We start from the raw sequence: 17,640 nt of genomic DNA, 5'->3' as shown, positions 1-17,640 counted from the left end.
GAGGCCGGTCAGGTGCCGGCGGGCTCGGGCGCCGCCTTCCGGGTCTCGGGCGTCTCGTCCGGCGCCGCGGATCCGGAGGTCAGCTCGACGGGGACGGCGTTGAAGACGTCCTCGTCCAGCAGCTTCTCCGAACGGGCCACCAGCACCGGGACGGTGAGCTGCCCGGCCACGTTCAGCGCCGTCCGGGCCATGTCGATGACCTTGTCGATGGCGATCAGGTAGCCGACCGCCTCCAGCGGCAGGCCCACGGTGGTCAGCGTCAGCGTCAGCGCGACCAGGGCCGGGCCGGGCGTGCCGCCGGTGCCGAGCTGGCCGATGACCGCGGCCAGCGCGATCAGCGCGTAGTCGGCGAAGCCCAGGTCCAGGTTCATGTACTGCGCGACGAAGATCGCGGCCACCGCCGGGTAGATCGCGCCGCAGCCGTCGAACTTGATCGTGGCGCCCAGCGGCTGCGCGAAGCTCGCGTACTCGGGGTGGACGCCGTTCCGCTCGATCTGCACCTTCTGCGCGATCGGGAGCGTGGCCAGCGACGACGACGACACGAACGCGAACTGCAGCGCGGGCCAGCTGTTGCGGTAGAACTTCAGCGGCGAGACCCGGCCGAAGGCGCGCAGCAGCACCGGGTACCCGACCACCAGCATCACCAGCACCGCCAGGTAGATCGCGCCGGTGAACTTGGCCAGCGGCTCCAGCGAGCTCGCCCCGTAGGTCGCGACCACGGAGGCGATCAGGAAGAACGAGCCGATCGGGGTGAGCAGCACCACCCACCACACGATCTTCTGCATGACCACGTACAGGTCGTCGAACAGCGCGGTCAGCCGCTCGCCGCGCTCGCCGATCGCCACCAGCGCGGCGCCGAGCAGCGCGGCGAAGGTGACCAGGCCGAGGATGTTGCCCTCCGCCATGGCGTTCACGATGTTGGACGGGAAGAGGTTCTCCAGGACCTGGGTCCAGGTGACCTCCTCGGTCTCGGCGCTCTCGGTGGCGAGCTTGCCCAGGCCCTCGCCGGGCTGCACGAGCAGGCCCACGGCCAGCCCGATCGCGGTGGCGATGGCCGAGGTGACCACGAACCAGCCGAGGGTCTTGGCGGTCAGCCGGGCCACGCTGCCGACGTTGCGCAGCCGGCCGATGCTGACCACGATGGCCGCCAGCACCAGCGGCACCACGATCACGCGCAGCAGGCTGGTGTAGACGCCGCCGAACGGGTCGAGCCAGGTCTCGGCGAGCTTCTCGCCGTCGCCGAGGTTGTTGAACGCGGCGCCGACGGCGACACCGAGGACGAGGGCGAGCACGATCTGCTGCCAGAACTGCCATTTCCAGACGCGCAGGTTCACTGCCGGGGTCTCCAGACATGAGGCACCGTCCGGTCGCGCGGCACGGCGGCACGCGGTACGGCGTACGCGGCACGGACGCATGCTTGTGGCACGGCGGCGCGCGGCGGCGGCGGGACGGTGGGTTCCGGGGTGGGGAGAAGGGAAAGGGGGAGCGGGAGCTTGCCGGGGGCGTCAGGCGCGACACAGCACGCTGGCGAGGCGGCACAGATCGATGTGCAGCCTCGCCACGAGCATGATGATCTTCTCTGAGAACCTCACGGGCATATCCAACCGTAACGATCGGAAAAGCAGTTCCCCTCGGATAAGGTGATCTCCGTCACACTTCAGTGGCGGCGTGAACGGGTCAGGACCCGGACGATCCCCACCAGACCCAGCCCGACCAGCAGCGCCGGCCCGAGCACCTGCGGCCCCGCGACCAGCTCGCCGGTCACCCCGCCGGCGACGAAGACGCCCGCGACACCGAGGAAGAACAGCCCCGTCACCACCGACCCGGGGTCGAACCGCCGCCGCTTCCCGCCGTCCTCACCGAGAGCCCCGCTCTCCTCGCGCACCGGCTCAGACACGGGTCACCACCACATCGCTCACCCGGCCGCGGACGCGCAGCGCGATCACCGGCGGGTTCTTCGCCGCGGCGCCCTCGGCCTCCAGGACCTGCTCGGCGCGGGCGTTGGGACCGCTGATCGTACGGCCCGCCAGGTCCAGATCGCCCAGCAGGACCCTCGCGTCGACCTCGACCCGGGCGGACCGGGGCACCCGCACGTCCAGCTCCCCGAAGGTGATCTCGGCGGTGACGTGCACCCGCTGCCCGGGACGCAGGGGCAGCGCGGTGAGGTCGAGCCGTCCCGAGCCCGCCGCGATCTTGTAGTCCTGCTGGGTGCGGGCGGCGTCGGCGGGCCGCCACTCGACCTCGCCGTACCGGGCGTCGCGGGGCGCCTCGGCGGCCACCGAGGAGGTCAGCAGCGCGCAGGTCAGCACCGTGCCCATGGTCGCCAGCCCGCGCGCCCGGAACCAGCCGCCCATCAGCAGCCCGCACCCGACGACGGCGAGCGCGGACGCCGTCACCAGCATCGCCCACTGCGGACCCGGATACGTCTGCGCCACCGGCCAGGTCGCGGCGGCGACGGCCATCGCGCCCAGCAGGGTCACGGACGTCAGCACCGCACGGTGGCGGCGGTCCTTGTGCGCGGGCGGGTCCGCCACCCGCCCGCCGGGCGCCCGTCCGGCCCCCTCCGGCGGCACTGCCGTCGCCCCGTCTGGCGGCGCGGCCGCCGCCCCGCCGCCGGACGGGCCCGGCCCGCGCGGCCTGCTCAGCGTGGCCAGATCGATCATCCCTTCGGACCACCCGCCCCCGGAGCCCCCGCCCCCGGAGCCCCCGCCGCCTTGAGGGCCGGAGTCCTTCTCGAGCGAGACGACCGAATCCGCCCCTTCGGCCGCCGGGTCCTTCGGCTCCAGCGGGTACCCGTGCAGCCGCTCCGGGAACGACCGCGCCGCCGCGCCCAGGTCGACCCCCCGGGCGTGCGCGGTCAGCAGCACCAGCCCCGTCACCGTCAGCACCGCGATCGTGTCGGTGGGCACGCCCGCCTGGAACACACCGTTGCCCATGAGGCTGAGCGCCATCGACGCGCACAGCAGCGCGCCCAGGATCGACAGCGTCCCGGTGGCGTCGAACCGGCGCCGGAACACCTGCTCCATCAGCGCCGCCCGGTCCGGCGCGGCGGGCATGAACAGCGCCGCCGCGATGTACAGCAGGATCCCCTGGCCGTGCGCCAGCACCATGATCGCGAAGCCGACCCGGTACACCACCGGGTCGATGCCGGTGTACCGGCCCAGGCCGGTGCACACCCCGGCCAGCACGCGGCCCTCGGTCACGCGGGCCAGCCGCGAGGGGCCCTCGGCACGGGGCGTGTTCTGCTCGTCCGCCATGGTCCCCATCGTCGCGCCCGCTCACCCGCGCGCGGTATCCGGGACGCCCCTGACCTGACCCTGAGGATGACCGCACCCGTTCAGGGCCGTGCCCTGATGCGGGCGCGACAGCACCGCGGCAGCATCGTTACCGTGGGAACCGCGATGGTGAGCGAAGAGGCGAGGCCGGTGGCACGGCTGGAGCGGCGCGGCGAGGGCCGGCTGCTGGCCGGCGTGTGCCGCGGCCTGGCGAGCCATCTCGGCGTCGAGGCGTTCTATATCCGGGGCGCGTTCGTCCTGCTGACCCTGGCCAGCGGGCTGGGTGTCGCCGCGTACATCGCGTTCTGGGTGCTGGTGCCGCTGCGGCGGGAGGAAGAGGAGGCCGCGTCCAGGCGGAACGGCCGCGACTGGGGGCAACTGCTGGCCTACGGGGCGGTGGCGACCGGGCTGTCCGTGCTGACCTGGGGCGCCGGGTTCGCGCAGGCGGCGTTCTGGCCGTTCGTCGCCGGCGGTGTGGGCGCCTCCATCCTGTGGCAGCAGGCCGACCGCGACCAGCGGCAGCGCTGGGTGGTCCCGCTGCGGCAGATGTGGCTGCGCAGCCTGCTGGGCGTGCTGCTGGTGGTCGGCGGCATCGGCGGGTTCGTGGCGCAGCGCGTGGACGTGGGCCAGGCCCGGTCCGTGATCATCGCGATGCTGATCATCCTGACCGGGGTGGCGGTGATCGTGACCCCGTGGGTGGTGCGGCTCTGGCAGGACCTGGACGCCGAGCGGCACGAGCGGATCCGCTCGCAGGAGCGCGCCGAGCTGGCCGCGCACGTCCACGACTCCGTCCTGCACACGCTGACCCTGATCCAGCGGAACGCGCACGACCCCCGCGAGGTGCAGCGGCTGGCCCGCTCGCAGGAGCGCACCCTGCGCACCTGGCTGTACCAGCCGCGCGCCGACCCCGACCGCACCTTCGCCGCCGCCATCAAGGAGACCGCCGGGCAGGTGGAGGACGACCACGGCGTCCCGATCGAGGTGGTGTGCGTCGGCGACACCGATCTGGACGACCGGCTCGACGCGGCCCTGCAGGCCGCCCGCGAGGCCATGGTGAACGCCGCCAAGTACAGCGGGGCGCCCAGCGTCTCCGTCTACGCCGAGGTCGAGGGCGACGACGTGGCGATCTTCGTGCGCGACCGGGGCAAGGGCTTCGACCTGGAGCAGATCCCCGAGGACCGGATGGGCGTGCGGGGGTCCATCATCGGACGCATGGAGCGCAACGGCGGCACGGCCGAGCTCCGCACCGCCCCCGGCGAGGGCACCGAGGTACGTCTGGAGATCAACTCCCGGCCCTAAGGAAGGACAGGGGTTGCAGCTCGTGACAGTCCCTGACGAGAGGACGGTGACACGGCCGCATGGGGCGCGTTGACGAGCACCCACGCCGTTCGCGCCCGTGTGCGCACGTTCACGGCGGCGATGTGGTCGGCCGGGCCGGCGAGCCCGCAGACCACGCAGCGAAAGGTGTCCCGGCTGGGACGGTTCCTCCTGGACACGTGCCGGCAGCGCGGGCAGGTCTGGGAGGTGTGGTGGGCGTCCACCGTGAGGACCGGGACACCGGCCCGCTCGGCCTTGTAGGCGACGAAGTCTCCGAGTTGGTGGAAGGGCCAGGAGGAGTGGGTGACCCGCCGGTGCCGTGGAACCCTTGTCCGGTCGCGGATGCCCTGGAGGTCTTCCAGGGCGATGCCGCGTCCGGTGCGTTCGGCATCGGCCACCACGCTCTTGGCGATCGCGTGGTTGATGTGGGTGGCGTGCCGGGTCTCCCGGCGTGCCCACTTCTTGAGCTTGCGTTTGGCGGACTTGGTGCCCTTGGCCTGCAGTTCGGCCCGGACCCGCGCCATGCGGCGCCGGTAGTGCTGCAGGCCCCGGCCCTGGTGGTTCACCCCGTCGCTGGTGGTGGCCAGGTTGGCGATGCCCCGGTCGACCCCGACCCAGTCCCGGGGCTCATACGTCTCGGGTGTGGGGATATCGCAGGTGGCGATCAGGAACCACTTCCCGCCCCGCACCACGAGATCGCTCTCGCCTCTGCGGTGCTCGGCCAGCGTTTTGAGCTGCGCGGCCGAGCCGGTGTAGGGGAGGTGTTTCAGGCGGCCGTGGACCGTCCAGATGCTCACGGTCCGTGCGTCCGTCTGCCAGGACAGGTTCCGGTCGTCGTAGGGGTGCGCCGCATCCTTGCGGAAGGTGACCGGTTTGCTCTCGGCCTTGATCCGACGGGGCGAGTCGTGCCTGCCCAGGTTTCCGGCGCGGATGGTGGCGCGCAGGGTGGTGTAGGCGTCGACGACCTTCTTGATCACGCGGACGGCGGCCTGGGCGCCCAGGCCCTGAGCCCGCAGATCGGCGTACACGGCCCGATGCAAAGGGACCTGCCGCGCGTTCAGGGCGAACCGGTGGTAGGCCACCTCCGATGCGTGGTCGGCCGCGGCGTTGACCGCCGTCAGGGTCGCCGCGAGCGCGGCCGCCTGCTCGGCGGTCGGCAGCAGCCTCACCTGAACCACGATTTTCACGGTCGTGACCGTAACAGACCCCACCGACATAATCACTCAACGTCACCCTCAGGTGGCGCCTATCACCTTGAACGCCAGCGGGGCTCCGCCGTGGCGGCGGACCCCCGACCCCTCTGCTCCGCAGGGGGACCATTTCCTCCCCGCCCTCAAGGACGGGGTCTCCACGGAGGTATCCGATGAAGAACAGCGTGGTGCTGGTGGACGATCACCAGATGTTCCGGACCGGGGTGAAGGCCGAGCTGGGCGACGGCGTGGAGATCGTGGGCGAGGCGGGCGACGTCGACGAGGCGGTCGCGGTGATCCGCGCGGCGAAGCCGGATGTCGTGCTGCTGGACGTGCACCTGCCCGGCGGCGGGGGCATCGAGGTGCTGCGCCGCCTGCACGGCTCGGTCCCGTCCCGGTTCCTGGCCCTGTCGGTGTCGGACGCGGCCGAGGACGTGATCGGGGTGGTCCGCGGCGGCGCCCGCGGCTACGTCACCAAGACGATCTCCGGCCCGGAGCTGACCGACGCGATCGCCCGCGTCGCCGAGGGCGACGCGGTCTTCTCGCCCCGCCTGGCGGGCTTCGTCCTGGACGCCTTCGCCGCCAGCGACGTGCCCGCCGTGGACCCCGAGCTGGACCAGCTCACCCAGCGCGAGCGCGAGGTGCTGCGCCTGATCGCCCGCGGCTACGCGTACAAGGAGATCGCCAAGGAGCTGTTCATCTCGGTCAAGACGGTCGAGACGCACGTGTCGAGCGTGCTGCGCAAGCTCCAGCTGTCCAACCGGCACGAACTGTCCCGCTGGGCCGCCGCCCGCCGCCTCGTCTGAGCGGTTTCAGGACGGACCCGGTCAGGGGGCGAGGGCGCCGAGGGCCTGCCAGGTGCGGCGGCGGTCGGGCTCGCCGGCGATGTCGGTCTGGGTGACGACCACCTCGGTGGCGCCCGCGTCGCGGTAGCTCTGGACGGCCGCGGCCAGGGCCTTCTCGTCGCCGACGGTGACCAGCTCGGCGGCGCGGGAGGCGCCGGACAGCTCGATCACCCGCTGGTAGGAGGGGATCGAGTCGTAGAAGGCGGTCTGCGCGGCGGCGGTCTCGCGGGTGGCGTCGACCCGGTCGGTGACCACGGCGGGGACGGCCGCGACGATGCGGGGCGCGGGGCGTCCGGCGCTCTCGGCGGCGGCGGTGACGGCCGGGACGATGTGCTCGCCCAGCGCGCGGGGACCGGCGAGGAAGGGCAGCGTGCCGTCGGCCAGCTCGCCGGTCGCGCGGAGGGCCTGCGGGCCCATCGCGGCGACCAGGAGGGGGACGGGCGGTTCGGCGCCGGGCAGCGCGGCGGGCATCGGCGGCGCGGCGGTGAGAATCTCCCCGTGGACGTCGGCGGTGCCGGTCTCGAAGATCGAGCGGAGGATGGTGAGGAAGTCGCGCAGCCGGGCGATGGGACGGTCGTAGGGGAGGCCCAGGCTGGACTCGACGAAGGCGGGGGCGCCCAGCCCCAGTCCGAGGTGCAGGTTGCCGTGCGTGGCGGCCTGGGCGGTCTGCGCCTGGTGGGCGACCGGCAGCGGATGGCGGCCGAAGATGGGGACGACGGAGGTCCCGACGGCCAGTCCGGGCACCTCGCGTCCGGCGATCCCGGCGATGGTGATGGCGTCGTGGTCGAACCGCTGGGGGAACCACGCCGAGCGCAGGCCGGCGCCGGCGGCCTCCCTGGCCAGGTCCACCTGGAGGTCGACGGCGTTGCCGGTGCGGGGGAGGGGGATGACTACTCCGATGGTCATGGCAGCGGGAACCTCGGTGGATTTCCGGGTATTCCCATCGGGAAGCTTTGAATGTTCCGGGTACCCGGACGGAAGGGCGGGAAGGCCGCGCGGTGATCGGATTCTGGTGTGCGGGCGACGGCCGAGTGTGCCACTGTGATCGCATGTGTTTCCGGCGTTCTACCCATTTCGGGCGCTGAGCATGGACGGACGAGGGGCGGCGGTCCACCTCATCACCGGCGTGCAGGCGGCCGGCAAGTCCACGGTCGCCCAGGCCCTGGCGGAACGGCTGCCGCGGTCGGCCCACGTGCGCGGCGACGCGTTCCGCCGCTTCATCGTGGGCGGGCGCGCCGAGATGAGCCCCGACCCTTCACGGGAGGCCCTGGCCCAGCTTCGGCTGCGCCACCGCCTGGCGGCCGGCGCCGCCGACACGTACGCGGAGGCGGGATTCAACGTCGTCCTCCAGGACGTGGTGCTCGGCGAGATGCTGCCCTGGCTCGTGAACCAGATCCGGACGCGGCCCCTGTACGTGGTCGTGCTGGCCCCGCAGCCCAAGGTCATCGCGGAGCGGGAGAGGGGCCGCGCCAAGAAGGCGTACGGCCCGTTCACCGTCGACGACCTCGACCGCGCGCTGCGCGAGAACACGCCGCGGATGGGGCTGTGGCTGGATTCCTCCGGCCAGTCGGTGGAGGAGACGGTGGACGAGATCCTGGAGCGGGCCGTCCCCCAGGAGTGACCGCGCCGGTCAGAGCACGTCGGGCAGGCGGGCGGGGCAGCCGGGCTCGCAGTGCTCGGAATGGTGGGCGACGCGCCGGGCGAACGAGGAGAGCGCCCGGTTGAGCAGGACCCTGATCAGCCCGCCGGTCCCCGCGTACCTGGGCTCGAAGCTGCCCTCCCAGCGGATGAGCGTCTCCAGCCCCCGCGGCACCAGCGTGACGTCGGCGCGGTACTCCTTGACCGGCAGCCCGGACAGCGCCACGTAGGCGTAGTGGCGGGGCGGGTCGTACTCGACCACCTGCTCGCGCGCCGGGGGGATGGCCCGGACGGCGCCGATGCCGTTGGGCGTGGGCGCGCCCGCGCGTTCCCTGCGGGCCCGGGACGGGAACGAGCCCCACTCGCTCCAGGCCTCCGCCACCGCCAGGTGCTTGAAGATGACCTCCGGGTCGGCGCGCGAGGTGGCGCTGCACTCGACGGTGTACGGCCCGGTCCGCTGCGGCATCACGGTCTCCCCGAGGTAAGGGATCACCTACGTTACCGAGAAGACGGGCATAAGTCACAAAGCGGTCTTATGCGGTGTCGATCACCTGGAAGGACTCCGCGAGCCGGCCCTCCGGCAACCCCGCCGCGACGGCGTTGCCCCCCAGCCAGCCCCGCACCATCTCCTCCAGCTGCTCACCCATGTGCCCCGTCTGGCTCGCGTGCGCCCGCAGCGCCGCCAGCTTTCGCGGCAGCATCTCGGTCACGTCCACGTGGTGGTTCACCGTCGGGCCGCCGCTCGTCCAGACCTCGCGCGCCGTCCACGCCTCCAGGCCCTCCTCCGCCAGCAGCTCCGGGAAGGCGTAGGGGTTGCGGGCGTCGGGGTAGACCGCGTCCAGCGTCGCCGCCCCCACCGCCCGGTGATCGGGATGGCTCGGGTAGATCCGCTCGTAGTTGCGCTCCGGGCTCGACGTGATCACCCGGTCGGGCCGCACCTGCCGGACCACCCGGGCGATGTCGCGGCGCAACTCCAGCGTCGCCTCGACCCGCCCGTCCGGGTAGCCGAGGAACCGCACGTCCGTGACGCCCACGCACTTGGCCGCCGCGCGCTGCTCGTCCCGCCGCAGCTCGGCCATCTCCGCGCGCGTGATCCCGTCGTCGAAACCGCCCGCGTCGCCGTCGGTGACCATCAGGTAGACCACCTCGACGCCCCGCTCGGTCCACCCCGCGACCGTGCCCGCGCTGCCGAAGTCGACATCGTCGGGATGCGCCATCACGGCCAGGACCCGCCGCACTTCGCCGTCGTCCAGAACCCTCGTCACGCTCCCCAGCCTAAGCCGTCCCGCGCCGGAACCGCCGGGTTCGCCGGGTCTGGGACGACCGCCCCGACGGGGGTACAGCTGAGACATGCGCAAACTCATCAACGCCCCGGCGGACGTCGTCGCCGACGCCCTGCGGGGCCTGGCCGCCGCCCACCCCGCCCTCCGGGTCGACCCGGACGAGCGCACCGTCGTCCGGGCGGACGCGCCGCGGCCCGGCAAGGTCGCCCTGGTGTCGGGCGGCGGCTCCGGCCACGAGCCTCTGCACGGCGGATTCGTCGGACCCGGGATGCTGGACGCCGCCGTCCCCGGCGAGGTGTTCACCAGCCCCGTCCCGGACCAGATCCTCGCCGCCACCATGGCCGTCCAGGGCGGCGCCGGCGTCCTGCACATCGTCAAGAACTACACCGGGGACGTCCTGAACTTCCGGATGGCCGCCGAGCTGGCCGAGGACGAGGGCATCGAGGTCGTCCCGGTCATCGTGAACGACGACGTCGCCGTCGAGGACAGCACCTTCACCGCGGGCCGCCGCGGCACCGGCGCCACCCTGTTCGTCGAGAAGATCGCCGGCGCGCTGGCCGAGGAGGGCGCCGGCCTGGCCGCCGTCGCCGCCGTGGCCCGCGAGGTCAACGAGCGCAGCCGCTCGTTCGGCGTCGCGCTGTCGCCGTGCACGGTGCCCGCCGCCGGGCGGCCCACCTTCGAGCTGGGCGAGGACGAGATCGAACTCGGCATCGGCATCCACGGCGAACCCGGCAGGGAACGCGTCCCGGCCATGCCCGCCGCCGAGGTCGTCGACGCCGCCCTGACCGCCATCGACGCCGACATGCCCCTGGCGGGCTCAGAGCTCCTCGTCCTGGTCAACGGCATGGGCGGCACCCCGCTGATCGAGCAGTACATCGCCTACGCCGCCGTGTCGGACTGGCTGACCGCGCACGGCGCCACCGCCGCCCGCCCCCTCGTCGGCCCGTACGTGACCAGCCTGGAGATGGCCGGCTGCATGATCTCCGTCTGCCGCCTCACCCCCGAGCTGACCCGCCTCTGGGACGCGCCCGTCGAGACCCCCGGCCTGCGCTGGGGCCGGTGACCGCCATGGACGCCGAGACCACCGCGGCCTGGATCCGCCACGCCGCCGACCTGATCGCCGCCGACGCCGAACGCCTCACCCGCCTGGACGCCGCCATCGGCGACGGCGACCACGGCCACAACCTCGACCGGGGCTTCACCGCCGCCGTCGCCGCCCTCCCCAACGGCGCAACCCCCGGCAAGACGCTGATCGCCGCCGGCCGGGCGATCGTCTCCAAGACCGGCGGCGCGTCCGGCCCCCTCTACGGGACCGCGCTGCGCCGCGCCGGCAAGTCCTTCGGCGACGCCGGGGAGATCGACGCCGCCGCCCTCGGTGCCGCGCTGCGCGCCGCACTCGACGGCGTCCGCGAACTCGGCCAGGCCGCCGACGGTGACAAGACCATGGTGGACGCCCTCGCCCCCGCCGTCACCGCCTACGAGACCGCCCTCGCCGACGGCGCCGACCTGGCCGCCTGCGCCCGCGCCGCCGCCCAGGGCGCCGCCGAAGGCGCCGAGGCCACCGTCCCCATGGAGGCCCGCAAGGGCCGCGCCAGCTACCTGGGCCCCCGCAGCGTCGGCCACCTCGACCCCGGCGCCGCCTCCACCGCCGTCATCCTGCAAGCCCTGGCCGACACCGTCTGAAAGGAGACCCCGATGGTAGGGATCGTGGTGATCTCCCACAGCAGGACGCTGGCCGACGGCGTCACCGAACTGGCCCGCGCCATGGGCGTCGGCAAGGCCGCCGTCGAACCCGCCGGCGGCGACTCCGAAGGCGGCCTGGGCACCAGCGCCGACCTGGTCGAACAGGCCATCGAGCTGGTCCAGGACGGCGACGGCGTGGTCCTGCTCGCCGACCTCGGCAGCGCCGTCCTCACCGCCAAGGTCGTCCTGGAGGACATCCCCGGCGACGTCGTCCTGGTGGACGCGCCCCTCGTGGAGGGCGCGGTGGCCGCCGCGTCCATGGCCGCCACCGGCGCCGACCTGCCGACCGTGGTGGCCGCCGCGGAGTCCGCGTACGACCACCGGAAACTGTGAGTCACTCGCCCAGCAGGATCTTCAGGGGTGCTTCGAGGTCCGCGGCGGGGGCTCCGCGGACCTCGAAGACTCGCGGCGCGGCGTCGCCCGGGCCGGTCACGGTGATGCGGTGGCCGGGGAGGTCGGCGCCGATCTCGGCGGCCGGGCCGCGGGCCAGGGCCTCGGTCAGGGACTCGACCGCGTCCCGGACGCTTGCGGCCTCCTGGTCCGGCAGTTCCGCGGTGTCGTACAGCGCCACCACGACCGCCTCGCCGGTGAGGCCGCCGATGCTCTCCACCTTGACCCGCATACCGGTCCTCGCCTTCCTCGCCTGCTGGACGGGCCCCCTCATGGTGCCCGTTCAGGGGCCCGCCGAACGGGCTACTTCGAGAAGGCCCTGCGGAGCTCCTCCAACTCGTCGCGGAGGATGTCGTCGTCCTCCAGCGGGCCGCCCCGGCTGAGCTTCTCCGGGTCGACGGCCTGGAACTCGGGCATCTGCATGGTGCCGCAGCAGCGGCCGCGGTTCTGCTCGGCGCGCAGGCTGGCCGAGTGCTCGTCGTGGTCCTGGACGTCGGTGACGTCCTCGCCGTCGCCGGTGTACTCGGCGTCGGCCATGTTCACCCGCCCGCTGAGCAGGTCGCGCAGCGGGGTGGCCGCGGTGGTGATCTCCCGTACCGCGAAGCGGTTGCGGATGAACGTGCGGTAGATGGCGGGCTCCCCGCGCTGGGCGGAGATCTGCAGGAGCTGGTTGGCGACGTCGACGTAGGTGGCGCCGACCGCGGGCGAGGCGATGATCGCGTCCAGGAGGAGCTTGCAGAGCCGGTCGGCGACCTCGATCAGGAGCTGGGCCGGGTCCTTGCGGCCGCCCTGCTGGCCCCGCTCGAAGGCGTAGACGTCGGCGAGGATGTCGTAGATCGCGCCGGTGAACACCTGCGAGATCGCGTGCACCTCGTTGCCCACCTCGCTGAGCTTGAGGTCGTTGTCGGCGTTGCGGAGGCCGAAGTCCTTGCCGAGGGCGGTGCCGAACTGCTCGGCCACGGCCGCCAGGAAGTTCTTGTCGTGCAGGTTGGCCCGGGTGATCGCGACCAGGGCGTCGGCCTGGTCGGGCTGGGCGAGGGTCAGGAAGATCGCGCTGAGGTCGCCGAACGCCTCGTGCAGCCCGCCGGTCTGGGGCGGGTTGCCGACGCCGAGCCAGCCCGGCTTGAGGCCGTCCAGGATCGCGTGGCCCGTCTCGTGCGCCACGATGTCCAGGGAGCGGCAGGTGAACACCTGCTCCTGCCGCCCCGCGGGCGTGAAGAAGAAGAACTTCAGGACCTTGGCGGTACGGCTGTAGAACGCGTTCCGGTCGACGCCCGCGCGCGGGTGGACGGTGATCCGGTCGGTGTTGCCGCCGGTGTTCCAGGCGAACCGGATCGGCGCGCCGTGGTGCCGCTCGAACAGCGTGAGGGTCTGCCGCGCCACCGCCCAGGTGTGCGCGGCGTCGAACTGCGCGCTGTCCACCGGGAACACGAAGTCGCCGTCGACGTTGCGGGCGACCGGGGTGACGCCGGCGAGCTCGGTGGTGATGCGCGCGTCGGCGGGGCCGTTGAGGACGAGCGAGGGAATGAAGGCCACCCGCACGCCGAGCCGGGCGACCGACGGGTCCTGCTTGTAGACCAGGAAGCGGTGGCCGGGCACGGGCGGCACGGGAACGGGAACGGGCTTGGGGGCCGGCGCCGGCACCGCCCCTTCGAGGAGCGGGGGCGGTGGGTCCGTGATCTGAGCGTCCTGGCGGTGGATCATCCTTGAGGCCGCCTTTCGTCACCGGGCGTAAGGCCCCGGTGGCCCTACGCGACGCAGGACGGGCGTCAAGGGGCACGGTCGGGAACACGCAGCGGGCCCACAAAGATCAACGTGGGCCGGGGGACCGTGCCGGACTCCGCCCTGCACGGCCTACGTTGTGCCCGTCAGGAAGGTTGGTCAAGCCGGTATGCCGAGGTCGGCAGGGCGCTGTCCGGTTCCGGACTGTGGACCATGGACGCACCGTCCGCGACCGCCGCGCGGTCCCGCGCCGTCTCGCACGGGCTCGCGCGGACGGCGCCTTTTGGTCGGTGCCGGGCCGTAGACTCGCACATGATGTCGAAGACCGAAGCCCACTCCCTGCTGGACGGCCTCAACCCGCAGCAGCGCGACGCCGTCGTGCACTCGGGCGGGCCGCTGCTGATCGTCGCCGGCGCCGGCTCGGGCAAGACCCGCGTGCTCACCCACCGGATCGCCCATCTGCTGGGCGAGCGGGAGGTCCATCCCGGCCAGATCCTGGCGATCACCTTCACCAACAAGGCCGCCGCGGAGATGAAGGAGCGGGTGGACGCGCTGGTGGGCCCCCGGTCCCGCGCGATGTGGGTGATGACCTTCCACTCCGCCTGCGTGCGCATCCTGCGCCGCGAGGCCAAGCGGCTCGGCTTCCCGACCGGGTTCTCGATCTACGACCAGGCCGACGCGCAGCGGCTGATGGCGCTGGTCTGCCGGGAGCTCGACCTCGACCCCAAGCGCTACCCGCCCAAGGCGTTCTCCGCCCAGGTCAGCAATCTCAAGAACGAGCTGATCGACTACGAGACGTTCAAGGACCGGGCCTCCACCCACATGGAGCAGACGCTCGCCGAGGCCTACGAGATGTACCAGGCCCGGCTGCAGCAGGCCGGCGCGATGGACTTCGACGACCTGATCATGCTCACGGTCAACCTGCTGCAGGTGTTCCCGGAGGCCGCCGAGCACTACCGGCGCCGGTTCCGGCACGTGCTGGTCGACGAGTACCAGGACACCAACCACGCCCAGTACGAGCTGGTCCGCGAGCTGACCGCGCCGGTCGAGGGGGTGGGCGCGGCCGAGCTGTGCGTGGTGGGCGACGCCGACCAGTCGATCTACGCCTTCCGGGGCGCCACGATCCGCAACATCCTGGAGTTCGAGCGCGACTACCCCGACGCCACCACGATCCTGCTGGAGCAGAACTACCGCTCCACCCAGACGATCCTGTCGGCGGCCAACGCGGTGATCGAGCGCAACGCCGACCGCAAGCCCAAGAAGCTCTGGTCCGACCAGGGCGAGGGCCCCAAGATCGTCGGCTATGTGGCCGACAACGAGCACGACGAGGGCGCGTTCGTCGCCCAGGAGGTCGACCGGCTCACCGACGACGGCGACGTCCGCCCCGGCGACGTCGCGGTCTTCTACCGCACCAACGCCCAGTCCCGCGTGTTCGAAGAGGTGTTCATCCGGGTCGGGCTGCCGTACAAGGTCGTTGGCGGGGTCCGCTTCTACGAGCGCAAGGAGGTCCGCGACCTGCTGGCCTACCTGCGCGTGCTGGCCAACCCCGAGGACACCGTCTCGCTGCGCCGGATCCTGAACGTGCCCAAGCGCGGCATCGGCGACCGCGCCGAGGCGTGCGTGGAGGCGTACGCGTCGCGGGAGCGGATCTCGTTCTGGCAGGCGCTGCGCCGTCCCGAGGACGTCCCGGGCATGGCGACCCGCTCGATCAACGCGGTCCGCGAGTTCGTGACCCTGCTGGACGAGCTGGGCGCCGCCGCCCAGACCCTCACCCCGGCCGACCTGGTCGACCAGGTGCTGGTGAAGAGCGGCTACCTGGCCGAGCTGCAGGCGTCCAAGGACCCGCAGGACGAGACCCGCATCGAGAACCTCCAGGAGTTCGAGGCCGTCGCCCGCGAGTTCGAGGAGCGCCTCGACGGAGAGTCGGCCGAGGGGCGCCTGGTCGACTTCCTGGAGCAGGTGGCCCTGGTCGCCGACGCCGACTCGATCCCGGGCGGCCCCAAGGGCAACCCCGTGCCGCCGGGGGAGCAGCCGGAGGAGACCGATCAGGGCGTCGTCACGCTGATGACGCTGCACACGGCCAAGGGCCTGGAGTTCCCGGTCGTGTTCCTCACCGGCATGGAGGACGGCGTCTTCCCGCACCTGCGCGCCATGAGCAACCCCAAGGAGCTGGAAGAGGAGCGGCGGCTGGCCTATGTCGGCATCACCCGCGCCCGGCAGCGGCTCTACCTGACGCGGGCCACGATGCGCAGTTCGTGGGGCGCCCCGCAGGTCAACCCGCCGTCCCGGTTCCTGGGCGAGGTGCCCGGCCCGCTGGTGAAGTGGGAGCGGGAGGCCTCGTCGACCTCGTCCCCGGCCATGTCGCGGATGGCGGCCCGTCCGGGCGTGCGCTCCCCGGGCAACCGGCCCGTCCCCGCGCTCTCCCCGGGCGACAAGGTCACGCACGACTCGTTCGGGCTGGGCACCGTCGTCACGGTGGACGGCGCGGGCGAGCGGGCCGCGGCCAGCATCGACTTCGGCGGCGAGTACGGCGTCAAGCGGCTCGTCCTCCGCTACGCCCCCGTGGAGAAGCTCTAACGGCCGTTCGGGCGTTCGGGGCGAAGGGGAGGGATCATGTTCGCTGTCCCGCTGGGGGAGGGGGCCGAACTGCGCCCGCTGGAGCCCTGGCAGGCGGAGGAGTTCGCCGAGCACGCGGACCGGGTGCGCGAGGACATCGCGCCGTGGATCCCGTGGTCGAGGACCGTGACCGACGTCCCGTCCGCCCGCGCGCTCCTGGAGCAGTACGCGCAGCGGCGCGCCGCCGACCAGGGCCGCATCTACGGGATCTGGATCGACGGGCTGCTCCAGGGCGGCACGGTCTTCCGCACCTTCGACCCGGTGCTGCGCAATTGCGAGATCGGCGTCTGGATGGGAACGGCCGGACGCGGCCGCGGCCTCATCACCGCAGCCGCCCGCCACATGATCGATTGGGCGCTGGGGCCGCGCGGAATGGCGCGCGTGGAATGGCACTGCGACCCGGAGAACGAGCGCAGCGTGGCCGCCGCCGAACGCCTGGGAATGACCCACGAAGGCACCCTGCGCAAAGCGTTCGTGATGGACGGAGAGCGCCGCGACACCATGATCTGGGCGCTGCTCGCCGGCGAATGGAGAACGGCCGGCTAGGCTCCCGGGAAACGCGCGGTCAGGCGGTGGCCGGCCTCCCTCGGCGGACGAGGGCGATGACCAGGATCACGGCCAGCATGGCGACGATGATCCCGAGGTGGACGAACCAGAGGGCCGCGGTGCTCGCCTTCACCTCGCTCGGCTTGAGCAACGCGGTGGTCCAGCGGGTCCCGTCCCGGACCATCACCTCGTCGGCGGGCGCGGTCGGAGCGAAGACACTGCGGCGGTCGACGCTGAGGACCTCGCCCGGGCACAGGTAGTAGTCGTGGTCGTCGGAGTAGCCGTAGGTGTTCCGGTGCGGGTTGACCAGCAGGCGGCAGGTCTGCTTCTCCCCGGTGAAGGTGAGCCAGAGCGCGCTCGCGCTCCGGTGGTGGTTGTTGGTCGCCAGGAAGATCAGCAGGACGATGACGAGCGCCAGGTTGAGGAGCACCGGGGTCCGGTAGCGGTTGCAGGCCATGCAGACCACCAGCAGGGCCAGCGCGCTGAGCGTGAGGATCACCGCCGTCTTCGTCACCCCCGGATAGGTCATGAACGCGACGGCGTTGAGGACCATGAGCAGGGGGAGGACGAGGGTGAGGGCGTCCGCCAGCGGCGGCGCCACCATCCGCCTCCGGCCCAGTAGGGACCCGCGCACCCACAGGCCCCCGAACGACACCGCCACGGAGAAGACCGAGTTCCACACGGCGCCCTCGCCGTCCCGCACGCACAGCACGGCGAGGCTCGCCGCGAAGGTGGCCAGGCCGTACCAGATCAGGAACCGGGCCAGCCGCCGCGCCTTCCGGTAGGCCGTCGTTCCGGGCGTGAACTTCTCGAAACTGACCCCGATCGTCGCGACGAACACCCCGCACGCCGCCAGGCCGCTCAGCACGGCTCCGGCCCCGCCCCAGCTCAGCGGGGACAGGACGAGCGCGGTGCCCAGCACGTGCGCGAAGAAGGCCGGAGTGAGGCAGCCGAAGGACCCGCTGAGCTCGGCGTCGGGGTCGAACTTCTTCCTGCCCGTGGGCTGGGCGTGGCCGGCGGGGGGCAACGGCGTCTCCCTGTGTTCGTGACCCTGATGATCAGGGAACTGTGCGGC

19 protein-coding genes are annotated in these 17,640 nt (G+C 72.5%); 8 read left to right on the top strand and 11 right to left on the bottom strand.

The features are described 5' to 3' along the window. Window positions 1-8 precede the first annotated feature (8 nt). The 4 genes from ACFPZN_RS16005 to ACFPZN_RS15990 all read right to left on the bottom strand — a co-directional run bounded on the left by ACFPZN_RS16005 (window position 9) and on the right by ACFPZN_RS15990 (window position 3,257). Window positions 9-1,334 carry a dicarboxylate/amino acid:cation symporter gene (locus ACFPZN_RS16005; RefSeq protein WP_378282745.1) on the bottom strand — a complete coding sequence of 442 codons (1,326 nt, stop codon included), beginning with the start codon at window positions 1,332-1,334 and terminating at the stop codon, window positions 9-11. Between the two features lie 171 nt (window positions 1,335-1,505). Continuing rightward, window positions 1,506-1,568: a putative leader peptide gene (locus ACFPZN_RS16000; RefSeq protein WP_378282766.1), complete on the bottom strand. Its 63-nt coding sequence runs from the start codon at window positions 1,566-1,568 to the stop codon at window positions 1,506-1,508. Window positions 1,569-1,657: 89 nt separating this feature from the next. Continuing rightward, window positions 1,658-1,897 (bottom strand): hypothetical protein, encoded by a 240-nt coding sequence (locus tag ACFPZN_RS15995; protein ID WP_378282744.1) that lies wholly within the window; start codon window positions 1,895-1,897, stop codon window positions 1,658-1,660. Then, window positions 1,890-3,257 carry a PspC domain-containing protein gene (locus ACFPZN_RS15990; protein ID WP_378282743.1) on the bottom strand — a complete coding sequence of 456 codons (1,368 nt, stop codon included), beginning with the start codon at window positions 3,255-3,257 and terminating at the stop codon, window positions 1,890-1,892. Before ACFPZN_RS15990 ends, ACFPZN_RS15995 begins: the two co-directional genes overlap by 8 nt. 144 nt (window positions 3,258-3,401) lie before the next feature. On the opposite strand from ACFPZN_RS15990, the gene ACFPZN_RS15985 reads away from it, so the two are divergent. Then, window positions 3,402-4,574, top strand: coding sequence for an ATP-binding protein (locus ACFPZN_RS15985; RefSeq protein ID WP_378282765.1), 1,173 nt, complete (start codon window positions 3,402-3,404; stop codon window positions 4,572-4,574). On the opposite strand, the gene ACFPZN_RS15980 is transcribed toward ACFPZN_RS15985, so the two are convergent. Beyond that, a complete protein-coding gene (locus tag ACFPZN_RS15980; protein WP_378282742.1) occupies window positions 4,571-5,779 on the bottom strand; it encodes an RNA-guided endonuclease InsQ/TnpB family protein in 1,209 nt (402 codons plus the stop codon). The two genes, ACFPZN_RS15985 and ACFPZN_RS15980, sit on opposite strands and share 4 nt — an antisense overlap. A gap of 176 nt (window positions 5,780-5,955) precedes the next feature. Here ACFPZN_RS15980 and ACFPZN_RS15975 point away from each other — a divergent pair, with 176 nt between their 5' ends. Next, entirely contained in the window at window positions 5,956-6,588 is a 633-nt protein-coding gene (locus ACFPZN_RS15975) for a LuxR C-terminal-related transcriptional regulator (protein WP_378282741.1), read from the top strand. Between the two features lie 21 nt (window positions 6,589-6,609). On the opposite strand, the gene ACFPZN_RS15970 is transcribed toward ACFPZN_RS15975, so the two are convergent. After that, window positions 6,610-7,533 (bottom strand): TIGR03564 family F420-dependent LLM class oxidoreductase, encoded by a 924-nt coding sequence (locus ACFPZN_RS15970; protein ID WP_378282740.1) that lies wholly within the window; start codon window positions 7,531-7,533, stop codon window positions 6,610-6,612. 181 nt (window positions 7,534-7,714) lie between these two features. Here ACFPZN_RS15970 and ACFPZN_RS15965 point away from each other — a divergent pair, with 181 nt between their 5' ends. Beyond that, window positions 7,715-8,248 (top strand): AAA family ATPase, encoded by a 534-nt coding sequence (locus ACFPZN_RS15965; RefSeq protein WP_378282739.1) that lies wholly within the window; start codon window positions 7,715-7,717, stop codon window positions 8,246-8,248. A gap of 9 nt (window positions 8,249-8,257) precedes the next feature. Here ACFPZN_RS15965 and ACFPZN_RS15960 read toward each other — a convergent pair whose 3' ends face one another. After that, window positions 8,258-8,731: an SRPBCC family protein gene (locus ACFPZN_RS15960; RefSeq protein WP_378282738.1), complete on the bottom strand. Its 474-nt coding sequence runs from the start codon at window positions 8,729-8,731 to the stop codon at window positions 8,258-8,260. Between the two features lie 67 nt (window positions 8,732-8,798). After that, a complete protein-coding gene (locus ACFPZN_RS15955) occupies window positions 8,799-9,482 on the bottom strand; it encodes a PIG-L deacetylase family protein (protein ID WP_378282764.1) in 684 nt (227 codons plus the stop codon). A 133-nt stretch (window positions 9,483-9,615) separates the two neighbouring features. Here ACFPZN_RS15955 and dhaK point away from each other — a divergent pair, with 133 nt between their 5' ends. Genes dhaK through dhaM form a run of 3 tightly spaced genes read left to right on the top strand, consistent with a single transcriptional unit; the run spans window position 9,616 to window position 11,624 of the window. Then, a complete protein-coding gene (gene dhaK, locus ACFPZN_RS15950; protein WP_378282737.1) occupies window positions 9,616-10,611 on the top strand; it encodes a dihydroxyacetone kinase subunit DhaK in 996 nt (331 codons plus the stop codon). A 5-nt stretch (window positions 10,612-10,616) separates the two neighbouring features. Next, on the top strand, window positions 10,617-11,231 hold the full coding sequence (dhaL, locus tag ACFPZN_RS15945; RefSeq protein ID WP_378282763.1) for a dihydroxyacetone kinase subunit DhaL: 615 nt from the start codon (window positions 10,617-10,619) through the stop codon (window positions 11,229-11,231). A gap of 12 nt (window positions 11,232-11,243) precedes the next feature. Then, window positions 11,244-11,624: a dihydroxyacetone kinase phosphoryl donor subunit DhaM gene (gene dhaM, locus ACFPZN_RS15940; RefSeq protein WP_378282736.1), complete on the top strand. Its 381-nt coding sequence runs from the start codon at window positions 11,244-11,246 to the stop codon at window positions 11,622-11,624. 1 nt (window position 11,625) lies between these two features. Here dhaM and ACFPZN_RS15935 read toward each other — a convergent pair whose 3' ends face one another. Beyond that, window positions 11,626-11,913: a hypothetical protein gene (locus ACFPZN_RS15935; RefSeq protein WP_378282735.1), complete on the bottom strand. Its 288-nt coding sequence runs from the start codon at window positions 11,911-11,913 to the stop codon at window positions 11,626-11,628. 71 nt (window positions 11,914-11,984) lie between these two features. Continuing rightward, a complete protein-coding gene (locus ACFPZN_RS15930; RefSeq protein ID WP_378282734.1) occupies window positions 11,985-13,325 on the bottom strand; it encodes a gluzincin family metallopeptidase in 1,341 nt (446 codons plus the stop codon). A gap of 393 nt (window positions 13,326-13,718) precedes the next feature. On the opposite strand from ACFPZN_RS15930, the gene pcrA reads away from it, so the two are divergent. Together pcrA and ACFPZN_RS15920 are read left to right on the top strand one after the other, a co-directional pair. Beyond that, the gene (pcrA, locus tag ACFPZN_RS15925) at window positions 13,719-15,980 is read left to right on the top strand and encodes a DNA helicase PcrA (RefSeq protein WP_378282733.1); all 2,262 of its coding nucleotides are present in this window, start codon (window positions 13,719-13,721) and stop codon (window positions 15,978-15,980) included. A gap of 36 nt (window positions 15,981-16,016) precedes the next feature. Continuing rightward, window positions 16,017-16,565 carry a GNAT family N-acetyltransferase gene (locus tag ACFPZN_RS15920; RefSeq protein WP_378282732.1) on the top strand — a complete coding sequence of 183 codons (549 nt, stop codon included), beginning with the start codon at window positions 16,017-16,019 and terminating at the stop codon, window positions 16,563-16,565. Between the two features lie 19 nt (window positions 16,566-16,584). Here ACFPZN_RS15920 and ACFPZN_RS15915 read toward each other — a convergent pair whose 3' ends face one another. Beyond that, entirely contained in the window at window positions 16,585-17,592 is a 1,008-nt protein-coding gene (locus tag ACFPZN_RS15915) for a cytochrome c-type biogenesis protein (RefSeq protein WP_378282731.1), read from the bottom strand. Window positions 17,593-17,640 lie beyond the last annotated feature (48 nt).

The sequence above is a fragment of the Actinomadura rugatobispora genome, assembly GCF_042656285.1.
GTDB classification, from domain to species: Bacteria; Actinomycetota; Actinomycetes; order Streptosporangiales; family Streptosporangiaceae; genus Spirillospora; species Spirillospora rugatobispora.
The sequence above is the reverse complement of the archived record's forward strand: the minus strand, read 5'-3'. Positions and strand labels throughout refer to the sequence as shown.